We start from the raw sequence: 18160 nt of genomic DNA, 5'->3' as shown, positions 1-18160 counted from the left end.
TTCGCGGGCGCCCGGAACGGCCCTGTGGCAGGGTGCGAACGCCCTGTTTCCCTCCCCCCTCCCAGTGATCCGGAGTCTCCCGTGGCGACACCCGCACGGCTCGTCCCCCTGCTCGACCAGTTCGACTTCGCCCGGCAGCGGCTGACCGACCGCATGGCGGGACCGGTGATGGACAGCGGGAACGGTACGGACGTCGAGGTCGGTCCGATGACCGACACGGAGTACCTCTGGGAGCCGGGGCCCGGCTGCTGGTCCGTCCGGCGCCGCGCCGACGGCCCGGGCCCGCGCGCCACGCTGCTGACGGGCGTCGGCGACTGGGGCCGGGACACGGCACCGCCGCCGCACCCCACGCCGCCGCCGTTCACGACGATCGCCTGGCGGCTGAGCCACCTCAGCGAGATGCTCGCGCTGCGCGCCGACCACACCGCCGGCGGCCACAGTCTGACCCGCGACGACTACACCGTCAGCGGAGACGTCGCGACCGCCCTGACGGCCTTCGACACCGCGGCCGACGCCTGGCGGGCGGCCCTGCTGTCGGCCGACGACACGGCGCTCGACACCGTCGGGTACAGCACCTACCCGCACGGCAGCGATCCGGAGGATCCCTTCGTGGAGATCGTCTGGTGGGTGAACCAGGAACTCCTGCACCACGGGGCGGAGATCGCCCTGCTCCGGGACCTCTACCGGCTGCGGCACCCGGCGGGGTGAGTCAGCGGGTGGTACGGGCGAGCAGCATCGCCACGTCGTCCGGCGCGGGTCCCGAGAGGAGCTGCCCCAGGATCTCGTCGCACAAGGTGTCCAGGGGCCGGTCGATGTGCCGGAGCGCCCTGCCGAGCTGACGCATCCCCTCGTCGAGGTCGCGGTCGCGGGCCTCGATGAGACCGTCCGTGTAGAGCACGAGCAGCCCGCCGGGGGGCAGGAAGACCTCCTCCGTGCCGAAGTCGTGGGCGCCTGTGCCCAGCGGTGTTCCCGGCGGTCCGTCGAGGAAGGTGATGGTGCCGCCGGGGGTCGCCACGGCCGGCGGCGGATGGCCGGCGCGGGCGATGACCCAGCCGCCGGTGGCCGGGTCGTGGACGGCGTAGACGCAGGTCGCCATCGTGTCCTCGCCGAGGTCGGCGACGGCGGCGTCGAGGGAGCTGAGCATCAGCGTCGGCGGGATGTCGTGGCGGGCCAGGGTCCGTACCGCCGTGCGCAGCTGGCCCATCACGGCCGCGGCGTGGATGCCGTGGCCCATGACGTCGCCGATGACGAGGCCCGTCCTGCCGCCGGGCAGGGCGATGGCGTCGAACCAGTCGCCGCCGACGTCGTGCGCGCTCGCGGGCAGGTAGCGGCCGGTGAGTTCGAGGCCGGTGACGGTGGGCAGCGCGCTGTTGGTGAGGCTCCGCTGGAGGGTGAGGGCGGCCTCCCGCTGGTTGGTGTAGAGACGGGCGTTGTCGATGTTGAGGGCGGCTCGGGCCACGACCTCGTCGATGAGGACGCAGTCCTGGGCGTCGAAGGGCTCGCGGGTCCGCAGCCGGGTCACCGTCACCGCGCCGAGCACCTTGCCTCGGGCCACCATCGGAACGAGCCGGGCCGATCCTATGCGGGTGGCGAGATACGTGCGGAGCGCCTCGGTCCGCGGATCGGTGAAGAGCTCCGGGATGTCGGACGTGTAGAGGTTGGTGGGCCGCCCCCGGGCGACGGCCTGCTCGTACGCGGAGTCGAGCGGGATCTGGAAGGTCTGCCCGGGGGCGAGCACGGACGTCGGGGCCGTGGGGTCGGGGAAACGGGCCGCGAGCCGCCGCAGCACCCCGCGCGTGGAGGAGGCCGGATCGTCCGGTTCGAGGACGGACTCCAGCATCTGTACGTCGGCCGAGTCCGCGAGCTGGGGGACGAGGAACCGTACCGCCTCCTCCGCCGTCTGGTTCAGGTCCAGGGTCGTACCGATCCGGGCACCGGCCTCGGCGAGCAGGGCGAAGCGGTGCCGGGCCAGCTCGACCTCGCTGTGCGCCTCCTGGCTCTCGGTGATGTCGACGAGCGAGGCGATGAGCCCCAGGGACCGCCGGTCCGTGCGGTCGATCAGGGGGGCGTACGAACAGGACCAGATGTGGTCGCGGTCGGGGTCGGCGGGCGTACGGCCGACCCGGCGGGCGTCGACGACGGCGTTCCCGCTCTCCAGGACCTGCCGCATCAGGGCTTCCAGGGAGTCGGCGTTGACCCCGGGCACGACCTCGGTGAGACGGCGGCCCACGTGCCCGGCGGCCGTCACCCCGTTCATCCGGGCCAGGGCGTCGTTGACGCGCAGGAACCGCAGGTCGGTGCCGAGCAGGGCGAGACCGATCGGCGACTGGGTGAAGAGGCTCTCCATCGCGGCGAGGTTCTCCCGCATGCGCAGGACCTCGGAGGTCTCCACCGCGATGAGCATCGCCCCCGGCCGGCCGTCCGGGTCGGTGGCCGGCACGATCCACATCTCCATGGCGATCGTGTGGCCGTCCCGATGGCGCACGGGGAGCGTGCCGACCATGGTCTCCCCGGCCTGCACCCGGTGGGTGAGCCGGTCGGCGAGCTCCCGGTTGGCGTCCGGGACGAGCAGCGGGGTGGCGAGCCGTCCGAGGACGTGCTCGGGGCGGTGACCGAGGAGGTCCTGCGCGGCGAGCGACCACTCGACGATGTGACCGCCGGCGTCCTCCCGCCACAAGGCGATCGGCAGCAGCTCCCGGAGCACGCCCGCGTCCCCGACGGCCGCCCGGGGCGGCTGCGGAACCCTGCTCGACGACTGGTGAGTCTCCAACGCATCGACCTACGCATCGGCCCGGCCCCGGGGGGGCGCATTCCCTATCGGATCACCCTAGCCGAGGACCGCACACCGGGCGCTGCGCAGTGCGGCCGATCGATGCGGGGCCGTGGGGGCACGGCGGGGGGGGCTACGGGGTGGGGTGGGCGACGGTGAGTGCGGCCTGCGGGCGGTGGCGGGCGCGGGTTCCGTAGTTCTACGGATGTGCGGGTGGGGGGTGGGGTGCGAGAGTCGGTTCGATCTCTGGGTCCGGGTGGCGTCCCTACGCCGGGCCGCTTCCTTCTCCCCCCTCTCTCCCCCACTCCCCGGAGCACCCGCATGAGCAGCCGCTCGCCCGACGAGTTCCGCCTCGGCGTGCTTCCGTACGGCCCGGGGGCCAACGGTGAGGATCCCTCCGCGCTGCTCCGGCGGGCCCGGCGCCTCACCGCCCACGGCCACCCGTCGGCCGGGCACATCTGGGAGCGGGCCGCGACCGTCCTGCGGCGTGCGGGCGGTGCTCTCACGGCCGGGGACCACGCCGACGCCCTGGACGCGACCGCTCTCGACTGCCGTGGCGCCGCACGGCCCGCCGCCGGACCGCTCTTCTTCCGGGCCGCCGACCTCCACGAACGGGCCGGCCGACGCGGCAAGGCGCTGGTGTCGCGGGCGCGTGCGGTCCTCGCGGGACCCGGCCCCGGCGCGACGGCCGTCGCCCGGCTCACGGAACTGTCCGAGCGGGCCGCCGCCCTCCACGCGAGGGGGCAGGCCGGCGTGGCGGAGGCGGCCACTGTGCGACTGCTGCTCGCCCGGGCCCGCGCCGACCTGCTGGACACCGGTCCCGATCCCGCCGTCGAGGCCGGGGCCCTCCGCGAGGAACTCGACCTGCTGATCGCCTTCACCGCCCCGCACCGGACGGACCACGCCGCCCTCGGCGTCCTCGCCGACGCCCGCGCGCTGCTCGGCCGGATCACCGCACCCGACGACCCGGCCGCCGCGCTCGCCCACCTGAGGGCCGCGATCGAGGACCACCGCGCCGGGGGACGCCCCTGGCCGGCCCCCGAGCACGCACTCCTGCTCGCCGCCGTACTGAGGACGGCCGGAGCTCATGAGGAGGCGGCCTCGCCTCTCCGGGCCGCCCTCGCTTCCGACGCGCCTGACACACCGCTCCGCGCCGCCGACCGGCGCCGTCTCTGTCTCGCCCTGGCGCGGACGGTCGCCGAGGCCGGCGGGCGGGAGCGGGCGGACGAGGAGCTGTCGCTGCTCGCCGAGGCCGTCGGCCATGCCGAAGGGCCCGCCCAGGACGTCCACGTGGGGTCCCTCGCGCGGCTTCGGCTCGGTGTCCTGTACGCGGAGCGCGGCCGCCTCGGCGAGGCCACGGCGCTGCTCGGCCAGGCTCTTGCCGGGTTCACTGAGGACGGCGACGCGGCGGCTCGGGTACGGGCGAGGGCCTGGCTCGCGGACTGCGCACTGCGCGGGGGCGAACCCGGGCGGGCGGCGCGGGAGTACGCGCTCGCGGCGGCGGAGGCCCGATCGTGGGACGACCTTCGCCACAGTGCGGCCCTGGACCACCGGGCGACCCTGGCGCAGGCGCAGGCGGGGGCGGGGCCCCTGCGGGAGGCCGAGGGCGGGCTGCCGACAGCGGGCGGGACCCCGGAGACGCGTCGCCCCTGGCCGGGGCTGCCCGAACTCCCCGAGCCGGTCGGCCCGTCGGGCCATTACCAGGTGAACGTGTACGGCGAAGTGGGCGGAGCCGGGCCGTGGGCCACCACCGCCCCGGGAACCCGAGTACAGGGGTGCGTGTGAGCAGAGTGATCGACGGCCGTTTCGAGCTCGTGGAGCGGCTGGGCGGGGGCGGGATGGGCACGGTCTGGCACGCCCGCGACCTGGCCCTCCACCGCGACGTCGCCGTCAAGGAGGTGCGCCCGCCGGACCCCGCGCTCGCCGAACACGACGTCGAAGGGGCCAGGATCCTCCGCGCCCGAGTGTTGCGCGAGGCGCGCGCCCTCGCCCGGATCGACCACCCCAACGTGGTGACGATCCATCACATCGTCGACGCGGGCGAGGGGACGTACCCCTGGCTCGTGATGGAGCTCGTCACCGGCGGATCCCTCCAGGACCGGCTTGACGGGGGCACGATGACGCCCGCCGAGGCCGCCGGACTCGGCCGCGGGCTGCTCTCGGCCCTCCGGGCAGCCCACGCGCGGGACATCGAGCACCGTGACGTGAAGCCCGCCAACGTCCTGCTGCGCCCCGACGGGCGGCCGGTGCTCACGGACTTCGGCATCGCCGCGATCCGTGAGTCCACCGTCCTGACGGCCTCGGGCTCGATCATCGGCTCGCCCGACTACATGGCGCCCGAGCGGATCCGCGGCGGCGCCGGGAGCGGCCCTGCCGCCGACCTGTGGTCCCTCGGCATGCTCCTGTACGTGGCGGTCGAGGGCCACCACCCGCTGCGCCGGGAGAACACCCTCGCGACGCTCTCGGCCGTCCTCTCCGACGACGTACCGCCCCCGCGACGGGCCGGCGAGCTGACGGACCTCCTGATCCGGCTGCTCGTACGGGACCCGGCGATCCGCCCGGACGCGGAGGAACTCGACCGGGCGCTGGGCGCCGTCACGGCCGCGGCGGACCCGGCCGCGCGACCGGCCGCCGGCGGTGCTGTCGTAGACGCGGGCGCGGTACGGGACGTGGTGCCGGGACGTGCGGGTGGCCCGGCGCGTGGCCTGGCAGTCGCCCCGCCAGACGGCCCCGCGGGCGGCCCCGAGGCCGTACCGGAGCGGGCCCCGAACGGGGCGACGGGTGGGGCGGCGGATCGGGCGGCGGATCGGGACGAGCCGACCTCGTTCCGGCTGGCGCCTCCGTCGACGCCGGTGGGGGCTCCGTCGACGCCGGTCACGGCTCCCGATGCGGCCCCCGCTCAAGCTCAAGCTCAAGCTCCGGGTCCGGGTCCGGGTCCGGCCCCCGCTCAAGCTCCGGATCCGGATCCAGGTCCCGCCCCCGTAGCCTCTCCAGGGCCCGTCCGCGAAGGGCGGCGGCGGGGGCGTACCGGCAGGTTCCTGGGTTCCGTCGCCGTGGTGGTGCTCGCCGTCGGCATTCCCATCGCCGCCATGAACGGGGACTGGCGGCCCACCGACCCGGGCAGCGGGCCGAGCAGCACGCCTCCGTCTCAGCAGGGTTCTGTCGCCCAGCGGCCCACACCATCGAAGGCGGAGCCGGAGGTGCGGAATCTGCTGACGCCCGCCGGGGTCCGGTCCGCCATCTCGGCGATCCAGCTGGCCTCCGGTGGCACCAAGGTCACCGGCTTCGTCGTGTACCCGGAGTACGCGGTCGCCGAGTCGCTCGTGAAGGGCAGTTCGAAGCGGTACGACCGGTACGTCTACCGCGGAGGGGACGTGGCCGAGCGCCAGGGATCGGGCACCTCGTTCCCCGGAGCGGTCCCGGCCGACCTGGACGCCTTCGACTGGGACGCCCTGCCGGGCCTCTTGAAGCGCGCCGACAAGGAACTGGGCGTCGACCGGCCGACCAGTCGCTACCTCGTACTCGTACCGGGCTCGACGATGCTCGGGAGCAAGGCGGGGCTGAGCGTCTATCTGACCGACTCGTACGGCACCGGCTATCTGTACGCCGACGCGAAGGGCCGGGTGACGGCCACCTACCCCCGCAAGGACTGACCCTCGCCGACCCCGTACCTGACCACGAGCGAGGCGAGTCCGGCCCGGGTCTCCACGCCCGTCTTGCGGTAGACGCGGGCGACGTGGCTCTCGACCGTGCGGGGGCTCAGACAGAGCCGGTCCGCCACCGCCTGGTTGGTGAGTCCTTCGGCGACCAGGACCGAGATCTCGCGCTCGCGCGGGGTGAGCACGGCGAGCCGTCCCCCGGCGGCACCCTCCGAAGGGGCCGGTCCGGTGCGGTCGGCCAGGTCCACCAGCATGCGGGCGCCTCCGTCGGCGGCAAGCCGGCGGCCTCTGCGCCACTGTGCGGCGGCCCGGGACCCGTCGCCCGCCGCCCGGGTCCAGGGCGCGGCGAGCAACAGGCTGTGGGCCTCCCGAAGAACGGCTCCGGAGCGTGCGCTCTGCCGTGCCGCTTCGGTGAACGCCTCCGCCGCCGCGGCCGCTTCGCCCCTCCGGGCGAGAACCTGCCCCCAGGCGCGCCGCGCGGCGCCGATCTGGACGGGCAGCCCCAGCGTCTCCGCCTCCGTGAGCGCCAGGCGGACGACCCGCTCGGCCTCCGTGAGGTCTCCCGTGGCGAGGGCCGCGCCCGCGAGGAGTTCGAGGTAGCCGGGGCGCAGTGAGGGCTGGATCCGGGAGAGGTTCCGGTCGCCGCCGGCGCGCACGAGCACCTCCCGCACGCGGTGGGGGTCCCGGTCGAGCGGTACGGAGTGCCCGAGGAGGCAGCGGGCCTGGGTGGCCCACCAGCTGTCCGCGGTCCCCACGGTGGCGGCGGCCTCCTCGGCGGCGGCCGGCGCCTCCGGGTCGCCGAGGGGCCGGGCGTGGAGGAGGACGGCGGCCCGGAGCGCCCCGCTGAAGCCGACCAGCTCGGCACCGCCCAGGGCACGGGCGACGGCGAGGGACTCCTCGGCCTGGTCGAGCGCGGTGCCGACCCTGCCGGTGAGGAGGTGCGCGTACGCCGAGCAGAGGAGGAGCTGGGACAGCGCGAAGGGCCGGCCGGTGCGGCGGGCCAACGCGATGCCCCGGGCGGTGTGCCGCTCGGCGGTTCCGTACTCCTCGAGGAAGGCCTCGGTCCAGGCGAGGCGCACCAGCGATTCGGCCTGGTCGGCCAGCCGGCCGTCGGTGAAGGCGTCGGTGAGGACCGCCGCCCGCGCCGCGTGGACGCGGGCGGCGGAGGTGTCGCCGGTGTAGGCCTCGCCGAGCGCGGCCAGGGTCAGGACCTCGGCCGTGCCCGCGTCGTCGCACCGCCGCCGGGCCTCGTCGAGGGTCGGCGCGAGGACGGGGCGGACCTCCGGGTACCGGGCCGCGAACAGGGCCCGGCAGCCCCACTCGACGACGAGCCGGGTCCGCAGGTCGGGTCGGGGGCCGGGGATGCGCTCCAGTTCCCGGCGGAGCAGGGCGTCGGCCTCGGGGTAGCGGCCGAGGTGGCGCTCCATGAACGCGCAGAGCAGGACGGCAGAGGTGCGCAGCTCGGCCGTGCCCGCGGCGCCGCTGACGCTGCCGTCGTCGCCGCCGTTCTCGCTGCCGTCGCCGCTGTCCCGCTGCCTGTCACCGGCGTCGACGCCGACGCCCGGCCGGCCGCCGGGGCGCGCGTCGGGGGCGCAGGCGTCGATGAGGCGGTGGAGGAGGTCACGGCTCTCCGCCACCCGGCCCGCCGACCCGAGCGCGTCGGCCCGCCGGAGCATCAGTTCCCGCCGGGTGGAGAGGTGGTCGGGGGTGTCGGGAAGGAGCGCGAGGACGGCTCCCAGCCAGCGGGCGGCGCACGCGGGGTCGGCCGCTCCGGTCCGCGCGGCCGCCTCCACGAGTTCGGCGGCGACCACCGGGTCCCAGGCGGTCGTGGCGCGTACGAGGTGCGGAGCGCGCTCGGTGACGGGCGCCCCGGCGCGGGCGAGGGCCTCTGCCGCCCGCCGGTGCAGTTCCCTTCGACGCCACGGGTCGAGGGCGCCCCGGACGAGCTCCGCGAGGGCCGGGTGCCGCAGGACCAGGACGCGTCCGTCGTCCTCGGCACGGACGAGGTCACGGTGGGTCAGCTCTCTCAGGGACGCGGCGGCCGCCGCCTCGTCCGCCGGGTGCGCGGTGGGGTGGGCGACCGCCGTGAGCAGCTCGGCCGTCGCGCGTCCTTCGAGCACGGCGAGCGCCTCGACGACCGCCCTCTCCGTCCCGCCGAGCGGGGCGAGTTCGTCGAGGAACACCGCCAGCGGTCCGGCGCCGGGTGCCTCTCCCCCGCGCGTACGGGCGTGGGCGAGGGCCCGGTGGTAGAGCGGGTTGCCGAGACCGGTGGCGTGGATCTCCCGCGCGAGGCCGGACGGCAGTCCGGGAACGAGCCCCTCGACGCAGTCGTCCGCCGCGAGCGGCCCGACGGCGAGCCGGGCGAGGTCGCCCGAGTCGGCGGCCCGGGCGAGGACGGAGGCGAGCGCGGGCGTGGTCTGACGCTCGCGGCGGACGAGGACGAGCAGGACGGGTGTCCGGAGCGGATGCCGGAGGAGATGGTCGACGAGCGCGACGGAGGAGGGGTCGGCGTGGTGGAAGTCGTCGAGAACGAGCACAAGTCCGGGCGCCGGAACCCGCCCCAGAGCCACCGCGAACCGCCGCACCTGAGCGGCGGAGACGGCGCCACCACGACCGTCGCCCGGCCGGCCCCGACGGCCGGCCTCGCCTTGAGCGGCGGGGTGGCGGCCGACCACACCACCCACGAGCCCTACACCCTCTGTGAGTTCGCCGAGGTCGGCGAACTCGGCGAACTCGGCGAACTCGGCGAGTTCCGCAAGCTCGGTCAGGGCCGGGGACCCCGTACGCCCTCGGTGGTCCAGGTCGGCGAAGGCGTCGGCGAAGACGTGGAAGGGCATGCCGTGGCCGGCCACCTCGCCCCAGCTCCCCCGGCCCCCGGCCCCCGGGTCCGCGCGGCCCCGTAGGACCGTCACTCCCCGGCTTCGTGCGCGGGCCGCGAACTCCGTGAGGAGTCGGGTCTTGCCGATGCCCGGCTCGCCCGTGACGTCGACCGCCATCGGGCCCGTTCCCCCGGCCCTGCCGTGCAACAGCAGGTCGAGCCGGTCGAGTTCCCGGGCTCGTCCGACGAGGGGCGCGCGGTCGGCGCATCCCGGGTCCGTGGAGTCGTCCACCTGCAGTCCCCCTCATGCGGTCGTCCGGTCGGTCCTGTTCCTTTTCCCTCTCTCAGTTGTACGGCACGCCACCGACAGCGGTGCCCAGCGGCCGTCGGTCGATCAGCTGGTGGAGGCGGTCGGCCATGGCGACCGCGAAGTCGGGGTCGTTGATGTGGGCGTCGAGTTCGTGGACCCGGACCTCGCTGCCCCGGACGGCGGCGCGCAGGGCGTCGAGCCCGGCCCGGTCCGCCTCCGGGTCCGCGAACGGTCCGTCCTCCGCGTCCACTGCCGAGAGGCCTCGCAGCGGCCAGAAGACCTCGGCGGGGCCGCGTGCGGTGCGGAGCTTGCGGCCCATGTCGGTGCCGAGTTCGGCCATCTCGCGCGCGGTGGTCCGCATCAGGGTCACCGTCGCGTTGTGGACGAGCAGCCGCCGCCCGGCGAACCGCTCGGGAAGGGTCGCGGCCGGGCCGAAGTTGACCGTGTCGAGGGCGCCGGGGGCGACGACCTGCGGAATGCCGAGGGCGCCGGCGGCGGTGAGCCGGGACGGGCCCGCGCTGAGGACCCCGCCGACGAGTTCGTCGGCGAGTTCGGTGGTGGTGAGGTCGAGGACGCCGTCGAGCATGCCGTCCCTGGCGAGTTTCTCGACGGCCCGGCCGCCCGCGCCGGTGGCGTGGAAGACGAGGACCTCGTAGCCGAGTTCGGCGAGCCGGGCGCGGGCCGTGTCGACGGCCGGGGTCGTCACGCCGAACATGGTGGCCGCCACGACCGGTCGTCCCCGGCCCGCGGGCTCGTCGTGGTTGCGCTCGTGGCGGCGGGCCATTCCGGCGGCCGCCGCGGCCGCGTTGCCGAGGACCTGGCAGGAGACGGAGTTGAGCCCGGAGATGTCGACGACGCTGTACATCAGGGTGAGGTCGCTGGTGTCGACGTACGGGGAGACGTCGCCGCCCGCCATGGTGCTGACGAGGAGCTTCGGTACGCCGATGGGCAGGGCGCGCATGGCCTGCGCGGCGGTGAGGGTGGAGCCGCCGGTGCCGGCGGCGGCGAGCACGGCGTCCAGCCTTCCCTCGCGGTAGAGGTCGACGACGATCCGGGTGAGGCCGTGCGCCATCGTGGCGAGGGCCGCGCCCCGGTCCCCGGCGGCCCGCAGTCCCGCCAGGTCGTGGCCGGCGGCCCGCGCGACGACGTCGGCGGTGACGTCGGCCGCCGGCGCGTGGGCGGACGGAGGCATGATCCCTGTGTCGACGAGGAGGACGTCGCTGCCGTACTCCCGGAGCCGCTCCCGCAGCCAGGCGTACTCCTCCCCCTTGGTGTCCAGTGTGCCGATCAGCACGACGGTCGCCATGCCCTCACCCCTCTCCCGTTCCCGCCTCCGGTCCCGCCACTGTCGATCCTCTGCCGGGTGACCTGCGGCGACAACGACCTGTCAGGCCGGATCGGCGTGCTTCGTGGCGGAGATGAGTGCCATGCCCGGACCGCCTCGACCCGCGCGTGCCCGGCACCGGAGAGCGGTCACCCGGCGCGCGTGGACGGGAGCCTGTCGTGAACTGGCCACGGACAGCGGGGCGGTGGGGCCGCAATGGGCTTCGTACCTGGCAGGTCGACGCCAGGCGGGCACGTGCAGGGGGGCCCGTGTCGTGTGCGGGTGGTGAAGATCCGGCCAAGGGCGGCGGCCCGGTCGTGGGGCGGCCCGAGCCTCCTCGTACGGGACGGGACTCGGGACCGCCGTACCCGGTCCCCTGGTGCCAGGGGTGCGGCACCGCCCGGACCAGGGGAAACCCACGATGCCGGCCGTTGATCGTCGATCACCGCGGACGGCCGAATCCCATCACCGTCACGCAAACGGAACAGATGATGCACAGGTAGTCATCTTCCCTGGTCGGCGTGATCCCCGCGCCCCGCCGCACGCCCTGTCGAAGGTGATCTTCCGCCCCGCACGCTGAACACCGGGAACGTCGAGCGGAGAGCGGGTGACCCGAGTGGGAACAGGCAAGGGCACGGACGGGAGCAGGGCCGACGGTGGGCCGGCGGGCGCGGCCGGGCACGGACATGCCCAGGGACACGGCGCCGGCGACGTGGACGTCTGCGTCGTCGGGGCCGGCCCCGTCGGGCTCACCCTCGCGATCGCGCTGAGCCGGCTCTCGCTCCGGGTCAGGGTCGTCGACCGGGCGCCCGCCACCAAGCACGAGGCCCGCGCCCTGGTGCTCTGGGCCCGGGCCCGGGAGGCGCTCGACGCCCTGGGGGTCGGCGAGACGCTCCGGCGCAACGGCGTGGAGCTCGACGCGGTGACCGTCCACGCCCGCGACCGCGCCCTCGGCGAACTCACCACCGGCTGGGCCCGTTCGGCGCACGCCCGTCCCCTGAACATCGAGCAGCACGACATCGAGCGCCTCCTCTGCGAGGAACTGGCCCGGCTCGGCACCCGGGTCGAGTGGAACACCGAACTGACGGACGTGAAGATCCACGAGGACCGGGCGGAGTTCACCCTGCGGCACGAGGACGGCGCCGTCGAGTCCGCCGCCGCCCCGTGGATCGTCGGCTGCGAGGGCACCGCCAGCGTGGTCAGGGACCGCCTTGCCATCCCCTTCGAAGGGCACCGCCGCACCGGACTCCAGGTCGTCCAGGGCAACGCGCGCCCCACCTGGACGCTCGGCGAGGAGCCCGGCCGCGGTCACATCTTCCTGGCACCGCACCGCGCGCTGCTCGTGTTCCCGCTGCCCGGCGGGGACTACCGGTTCTTCTGCTTCCGGGACGACCCCGACCCCACCCTGACCGCCGCCCCCACCCTCGGCGAACTGCGGGACCTCGTCGCGGAGACCGCCCGGATGCCCGGCCTCCGGCTCGACGCCGCCGGGACGCCCTGGCTCAACCGCGCCCGCTTCAGCGACCGGGTCGCCGCCCGGCTGCGCTGCGGACGCGGGCTGCTCGCCGGGGACGCGGCGCACGCCTGGGCCCCGGTCGGCGGTCACGGCATGAACGTCGGCATCCTCGGCGCCCACAACCTCGCCTGGAAGCTCGCCGCCGTGCACCACGGGGAGGCCGGCGAGGGACTTCTCGACACGTACAGCGACGAACAACGGCTGCTCGCCGTGCGGTACATCCGCGAGATGCGGTGGAACTTCATGGAGCTGCCGCTGCCCCCGCTGGGCTACCGGGCCTTCACGGCCACGGTTCCCGTCGCCCTCGCCCGGCGCGGGATCCAGCGACGGCTCGACCTGCGTCTGAGCGACCTGGCCCGCACCCACTCGGGCGGTGCGCTGGCCCGGCACCGGCCCGGCCGCCGCTTCCGCCGGGGGCCGCGCGCGGGAGACCGCATGCCGGACGTCCTGGTCACCACCAGCCCCACGGACCCCATCGACTCCACAGCCCCGGCCTGCCCCAATGAGCTCAACTCCCCCGGAGACCCCGCCTCCCGCCCGGCCCTTGCCCACCCCCTGGACCCGGGCTCCCCCACAGACCCCACCGTTCCGGCCGCCACCCGGCTGCACACCCTCCTCGGATACGAGCGGTGGACCCTCGTCCTGCACGCCGCCCGCGCCCGCCCCGAGGTGCTCGACGAGCTGCGCGAGGCGTGTGCCCGGTTCCCCTCCCCGATCCGGATCCTGCCGGTGACGCCCTGGGACGGCGCCGAGGCCGCCCTCCTCGGGCACCCCGACGACCTGCGCCTCGTACGGCCCGACGGATACGTGGGTCTGGTCGCCCCGCTCTCCCCTACGGGCCCGCTCCGCGACTACGTGGCGGCACTCGCCCACAGCGGCCCGTGAACCGTCCGAGTTCCGGCCCACCCACCCAGACGCGCACCGAACCGAACGGGAGTCGGACCGCCATGCACACCACCACCGTCACGCAGTCCCGTCACGCGCCGCGCGCCCGGCGGCGCACCCGCGCCAACAGCACGGTGAGCGTCGTGGGCGCCGGCATGGCCGGCCTGGTCGCCGCCTACGAACTGGAGCGGCTCGGCTTCCGTGTCGAGGTCCTCGAAGGCAGCCGCAGGCTCGGGGGCCGGGTCCGCACGCACCGCTTCGGCGCCGCCGAGGGGGCGCCGTTCGTGGAGCTCGGCGCCATGCGCATCCCCACCGCGCACCACCGCACGATGCGTTACGTGGAGCATCTGGGCCTGGCCGACCAGGTGCGGCCGTTCACCACCCTGCTGTCCGAGGAGAACGCCTTCCTGGCGACCAGCGCGGGTCACGTACGGCTCCGGGACGCGCCGCGGGCGCTCGTCGCCGATGTCCGCGCCTCGCTGCCCGGCCTTCCGTACCGCGAGGAGACCCTCGTGTTCGGCGCGTGGCTGGCGGCCGTCGTCGACGCCGTCGCTCCGCCGGCGCTCCGGGCCGGCCTCCGTGCCGACCTGGCGAGGAACCTCCTGGATCTCGTCGAGGAGGTCGACCTGTCGCCGCATCTGCTCGGCCACGCCAAGGACCGGATCGACGTGCACGGCCTGTTCGCCGCGCATCCGGGGATCCGGGCGGGGTGCGGCACCCGGCTGAACAGCTTCCTCGACGACATCCTCACCGAGACCAGTCCCGAACTGGTCGGCCTGGCCTGCGGCATGGACCAGCTCGCGCAGCGCCTTGCCGCCCGCATCCGGGGACCCATCTGGCTGGGCCAGCGGGTGTCCGGCTTCGAGGTGGCGCCCGACCACGTCCTCGTACGGCTCGGGGGCGGCCCGTCCGCTGCCGTCCGGCGCTGCGACTACGTCCTGTGCACCGTGCCGTTCTCGGTCCTGCGGAGTCTGACGCTCACCGGATTCGACGAGGACAAGCTCGCCGTCGTCCGGGAGGTGGACTACTGCCCGGCGACGAAGGTCGCGGTCCACTGCCGCGAGCCTTTCTGGGAACGGGAGGGCATCCGGGGCGGCGCCTCGTTCAGCGGGGGCCGTATCCGGCAGACGTACTATCCGCCGTCCCAGGACGAGGGGACCACGGATCGCACGCAGGGCGCCGCGCTGCTCGCCAGCTACACGATCGGGGAGGACGCGGCGCATCTCGGCGCCATGCCGCCCGCGCTGCGGCACCGGACGGTGGTGGAGGAACTGGGCCGGATGCACCCGCAGTTGCTGCGGAGGGGCATGGTCCGTGGGGTCGCCAGTATCGCCTGGGGCGAGCATCCGTGGACGGCGGGCGGGTGCACGATCCGGTGGGGGCAGGACGCCGCCGCGTGCGAGGAGCAGCGGCGGCGGGCGGTGCGGCCGCAGCACCGGATGTTCTTCGCCGGGGAGCACTGCGCGACGGAGCCCGCGTGGATCGAGGGCGCGGTGGAGTCGGCCCTGGAGGCCGTGACCCTGATCGCCCGGCACGCGCCGGGCCGGGGTCTCGTGGAGCCGGCCGGGCTGGAGGCGGCATGAGCGTGTTCGACCTGCCCCGGCTGTACTTCGGGGGTACAGCGGTGACGCGGCTGCCCACGGGCCCGCGCTGCGGCCTGGTGGACCTGGCGCGCAACACCGCTCTGCGGGCGGCGGGCGCGGGACATCCGCGCGGGGCCGTCCCGTTCGGCGTCGACGGGCCGGCCGAGGCGTACCACGAGCACCTGGCGGGACGCCGGGCGCGCGGGGGCCACTTCTCCGGGAACGGCCACCTCGTCCTCGACGCCCGGATCACCGGCGTGCAGCGGGAGGACGGCGGCGCCGTCGACACGGCGGACCCGGTGGTCGGGCGGGCCGTCGACCTGTGGGGGCACTACAACCCGTATCTGGGGACGACGGTGAACCGGGCCCGGGTCTTCGACGTCGATCCCGCGTCCGCGTGGACGACGACGCTGATGGGCGGCCAGTTCGCCTTCGGGCGCGACGGGCGCTCGCACGACACGGGCTATCTGTGCGTCGGGGACCTGACGGGCTTCATGCCGCCCCGGTGGCACGGCTTCACGCCGGTGCGCCGTACGCTCCACCAGTTCGCGATCGGGTCCGGTGAGGGACTCGACTGGCCGGCCGCGTCGGTGGACTCCCCGGCCGTACGGGCCCTGCGGGCCGCCTCGGAGGCGCGGGACGGCGGCGGCGTCCTCGTGCAGTTCACCCTGGAGCAGCCGCCCCCGGACGTCGGGCCGCACGGCGGTGACGAGCCGGAGGACGCGCCCGGGGTGTGGCGGCTCCGGGGCACCGTCGCGCCCTGGCACCCGGACGAGCCGCGCACCCATCCGGCGGGCCGGCTGCTCGTCCCGGACGGGAACGCCCGGGGGGACGCCGGGGCGCCGGGACCGTGCACCGTACGGGTCTCCCCCACGGAGGTCGCGTTCAACTGGCCGTACGCGCACGCGTACCGCGCCTCCGGCGGTGACGGAGCCGTACGGGACGGGGGCCGTGCCCTGGAGCTGCGGACCGGCCGCTCGGACCTGCCGGTCGCCGTCCTGCCCGACGGCGCTCCCCACGGCGGCACGGTGGTGACCGTACCGGCGGTCTCGGCCGATGCGGTGCGCCGCACGGAGACGGAGGGGCTCGTCCTGGTACGCCCGGCGGGCGGCGGGGCCTCGCGCGCGGTGCTGCTGCGGGAGCGCGAGACGGTGGTCCTCACCGACGCGGCCTGTCTGATCCTGGAGCACCCGGACGCCGAGCGGGGCGACGAGCACGCGGTCGAGGTCCCGGTCCACACGTTCCTGCGGGGCCGCCCGGCCTCCGTCAACCCGGTCGTCGTCCGCCAGTACCCCAACACGCGTGCCCTGCCGCTGGATCCGGCGGCCTCGTCGCCGTACGCCCGCTGCGGGGACGTTGAAATCGTACGGCTCAGGGCGGGCCGGACCACTGAGGAGAAGCCCGTACCTGAGACACCCGGAGCGCGGAAACCCGTCACGGAGACACCCGGAGCGCGGACAACCGTCGCGGAGACCCCCGTAACGGACTCGCCCGGACCCGTGGAGGGGACGTCGTGCCGGCTGGTCACGGACGCGCGTGGGAGGGGCTGGTTCACGGTCTCCGGGGTGCGTGCCGGCACGGCGCGGCTGCTCCTGGCGGCCGGTCCCGAGGACCTCCCGCCCGCCGATCCGGCGGCCCCCGGCTCGGCCGAGGCCTGCTACGACCACGAGGACGCCCTGGGGTTCTGGCCGTGGGCCGGATCGGCTGCGGTCCGGGTGCTGCCCGACGACTGGGCGCTGGACGCCGTCCTCCAGCAGGACGTCACCTTCGACCTGCTGTACCGGGAGGTCTTCGCCTACTACGAGCAGCTGTTCCCGTTCATGCGCGACGAGGTGTTCAGCCTCGAGGACCGCTGCAAGGTCGAGACGTACGCGAAGCTCATCTGGCAGATGTGCGATCCGGCGAACAAGGACAGGACGTACTACATGCCGCCGACGCGCGACCTGTCGCTGCCGAAGGCGCGGATGCTCCTGAAGTACCTGCGTGCGCGGAGCGCCGAGGCGGCCGTGCCGCCGGCCGCCGCCCCCTCGCCGGCCCGCGCGCGTCCGCGGATCACCACGCGGGCCCAGCTGCGGGCAGCGCTCTGGCAGGCGGTGACCGTGGAGCTCGCCACCTCGCTCCAGTACCTCTACGCCGGCTATTCGATCCCCACCCACGGCACGGGCTTCGCGTACGTGCGCAGTGGCGTGTGGACACCGCGGCAGCTCCGGCTCGCCTGCGGGGACGGCGGAGAGACCCTGGCCAAGGGCGTGCGGGACAGCCTCTTCGACGTCGCCCGTGAGGAGATGACGCACTTCCTGGTCGTCAACAACATCCTGATGGCGATGGGCGAGCCCTTCCACGTCCCGGAGATCGACTTCGGTACGCCGGGCCGGCTGCCGCTGCCGCTCGACTTCGCCCTCGAACCGCTGCACCTGGGAAGTCTCCAGCGGTTCATCGCCATCGAGCGGCCGGAGCGGCTCGCGGGCGGTTCCGGGGCCATGGACGGGCCGAGCCCGTTCGGCTCGCCGAGCGAGCTGTACGCGGGCATCAGGGAGGGGCTGACGCGCGTCCCCGACCTGTTCATGGTGGAGCGGGGGCGCGGCGGCGGCGAGCACCATCTCTTCGTCGGCGCGTCCGTCAACTCCGGTCATCCTGACTACCAGTTGGAGGTGGACGACCTGTCGAGCGCGCTCTTCGCCGTCGACTTCGTGACGGAGCAGGGCGAGGGCGGCGTCCTCGACACCGGGAAGGCCGGCACGGAGTCCCACCACGACACCTTCGTGCGGCTCGCGGAGCTCCTGATGACGGAGCGCGCCGACGGCCCGCACGGAGAGGGGACGCCCTGGCAGCCCGCGTACCCCTCGCTGCGCAATCCGACGCTCGACCCGGCCCATCCCGGACGGGCGGCGGTGAGCGATGCGCACGCGCGTCAGGTGATGCGTCTGTTCAACCGCTGCTACTTCATGATGCTCCAGCTGATCGTCCAGCACTTCGGCGAGAGCCCGGACGCGAGTCTGCGGCGCTCGAAGCTGATGAACGCCGCCATCGACGTGATGACGGGCATGATGCGCCCGCTCGCCGAGCAGCTGATGCCGATGGAGTCCGGATGGCGGGGACGGACGGCGGGGCCCTCCTTCGAGCTGGAGGAGCCGCCCGCGTACATCGCGCGCCCGGATGTGGCCCGGCGCGGGTTCGCGATGCGTTTCCGGCATCTCGCGGCGATGGCTCGGGAGTGCGAGGGCGTGCCGGACCGGGTGCCGGAGCTGATGGCCTGGTACGCGGAGCGCTTCGAGCACGAGGGGAGGAGCTGAGC

The 18160-nt window shown here is 74.9% G+C and carries 9 protein-coding genes; 6 read left to right on the top strand and 3 right to left on the bottom strand.

What is annotated here, in order from left to right; all coding sequences use genetic code 11:
• Window positions 1-81 precede the first annotated feature (81 nt).
• Window positions 82-708 (top strand): DinB family protein, encoded by a 627-nt coding sequence (locus tag ACZ4VK_RS06825; RefSeq protein WP_468349264.1) that lies wholly within the window; start codon window positions 82-84, stop codon window positions 706-708.
• A gap of 1 nt (window position 709) precedes the next feature.
• Here ACZ4VK_RS06825 and ACZ4VK_RS06820 read toward each other — a convergent pair whose 3' ends face one another.
• Window positions 710-2770, bottom strand: a complete 2061-nt coding sequence (locus ACZ4VK_RS06820) for a SpoIIE family protein phosphatase (RefSeq protein WP_468349262.1) — start codon at window positions 2768-2770, stop codon at window positions 710-712.
• Between the two features lie 321 nt (window positions 2771-3091).
• Between ACZ4VK_RS06820 and ACZ4VK_RS06815 the strand changes: the two genes are divergently transcribed.
• The gene (locus ACZ4VK_RS06815; RefSeq protein WP_468349260.1) at window positions 3092-4555 is read left to right on the top strand and encodes a hypothetical protein; all 1464 of its coding nucleotides are present in this window, start codon (window positions 3092-3094) and stop codon (window positions 4553-4555) included.
• On the top strand, window positions 4552-6423 hold the full coding sequence (locus ACZ4VK_RS06810) for a serine/threonine-protein kinase (RefSeq protein ID WP_468349258.1): 1872 nt from the start codon (window positions 4552-4554) through the stop codon (window positions 6421-6423). The genes ACZ4VK_RS06815 and ACZ4VK_RS06810 overlap by 4 nt, the downstream gene beginning before the upstream one ends.
• Here the strand turns inward: ACZ4VK_RS06810 and ACZ4VK_RS06805 are convergent.
• Entirely contained in the window at window positions 6405-9539 is a 3135-nt protein-coding gene (locus ACZ4VK_RS06805; RefSeq protein WP_468349256.1) for a helix-turn-helix transcriptional regulator, read from the bottom strand. The genes ACZ4VK_RS06810 and ACZ4VK_RS06805 overlap by 19 nt on opposite strands.
• Window positions 9540-9591: 52 nt before the next feature.
• Window positions 9592-10863 (bottom strand): Tm-1-like ATP-binding domain-containing protein, encoded by a 1272-nt coding sequence (locus tag ACZ4VK_RS06800; RefSeq protein ID WP_468349255.1) that lies wholly within the window; start codon window positions 10861-10863, stop codon window positions 9592-9594.
• A gap of 625 nt (window positions 10864-11488) precedes the next feature.
• On the opposite strand from ACZ4VK_RS06800, the gene ACZ4VK_RS06795 reads away from it, so the two are divergent.
• From ACZ4VK_RS06795 to ACZ4VK_RS06785, 3 genes are all read left to right on the top strand, one after another.
• On the top strand, window positions 11489-13282 hold the full coding sequence (locus tag ACZ4VK_RS06795; protein ID WP_468349253.1) for an FAD-dependent monooxygenase: 1794 nt from the start codon (window positions 11489-11491) through the stop codon (window positions 13280-13282).
• 62 nt (window positions 13283-13344) lie between these two features.
• Complete coding sequence (locus tag ACZ4VK_RS06790) at window positions 13345-14865, top strand: flavin monoamine oxidase family protein (protein ID WP_468349251.1); 1521 nt, start codon at window positions 13345-13347, stop codon at window positions 14863-14865.
• The gene (locus tag ACZ4VK_RS06785) at window positions 14862-18158 is read left to right on the top strand and encodes a ferritin-like domain-containing protein (protein ID WP_468349249.1); all 3297 of its coding nucleotides are present in this window, start codon (window positions 14862-14864) and stop codon (window positions 18156-18158) included. The genes ACZ4VK_RS06790 and ACZ4VK_RS06785 overlap by 4 nt, the downstream gene beginning before the upstream one ends.
• Window positions 18159-18160 lie beyond the last annotated feature (2 nt).

This window comes from Streptomyces sp. NPDC028711 (assembly GCF_055565415.1).
This window is presented reverse-complemented; position numbering and strand designations above follow the sequence as displayed.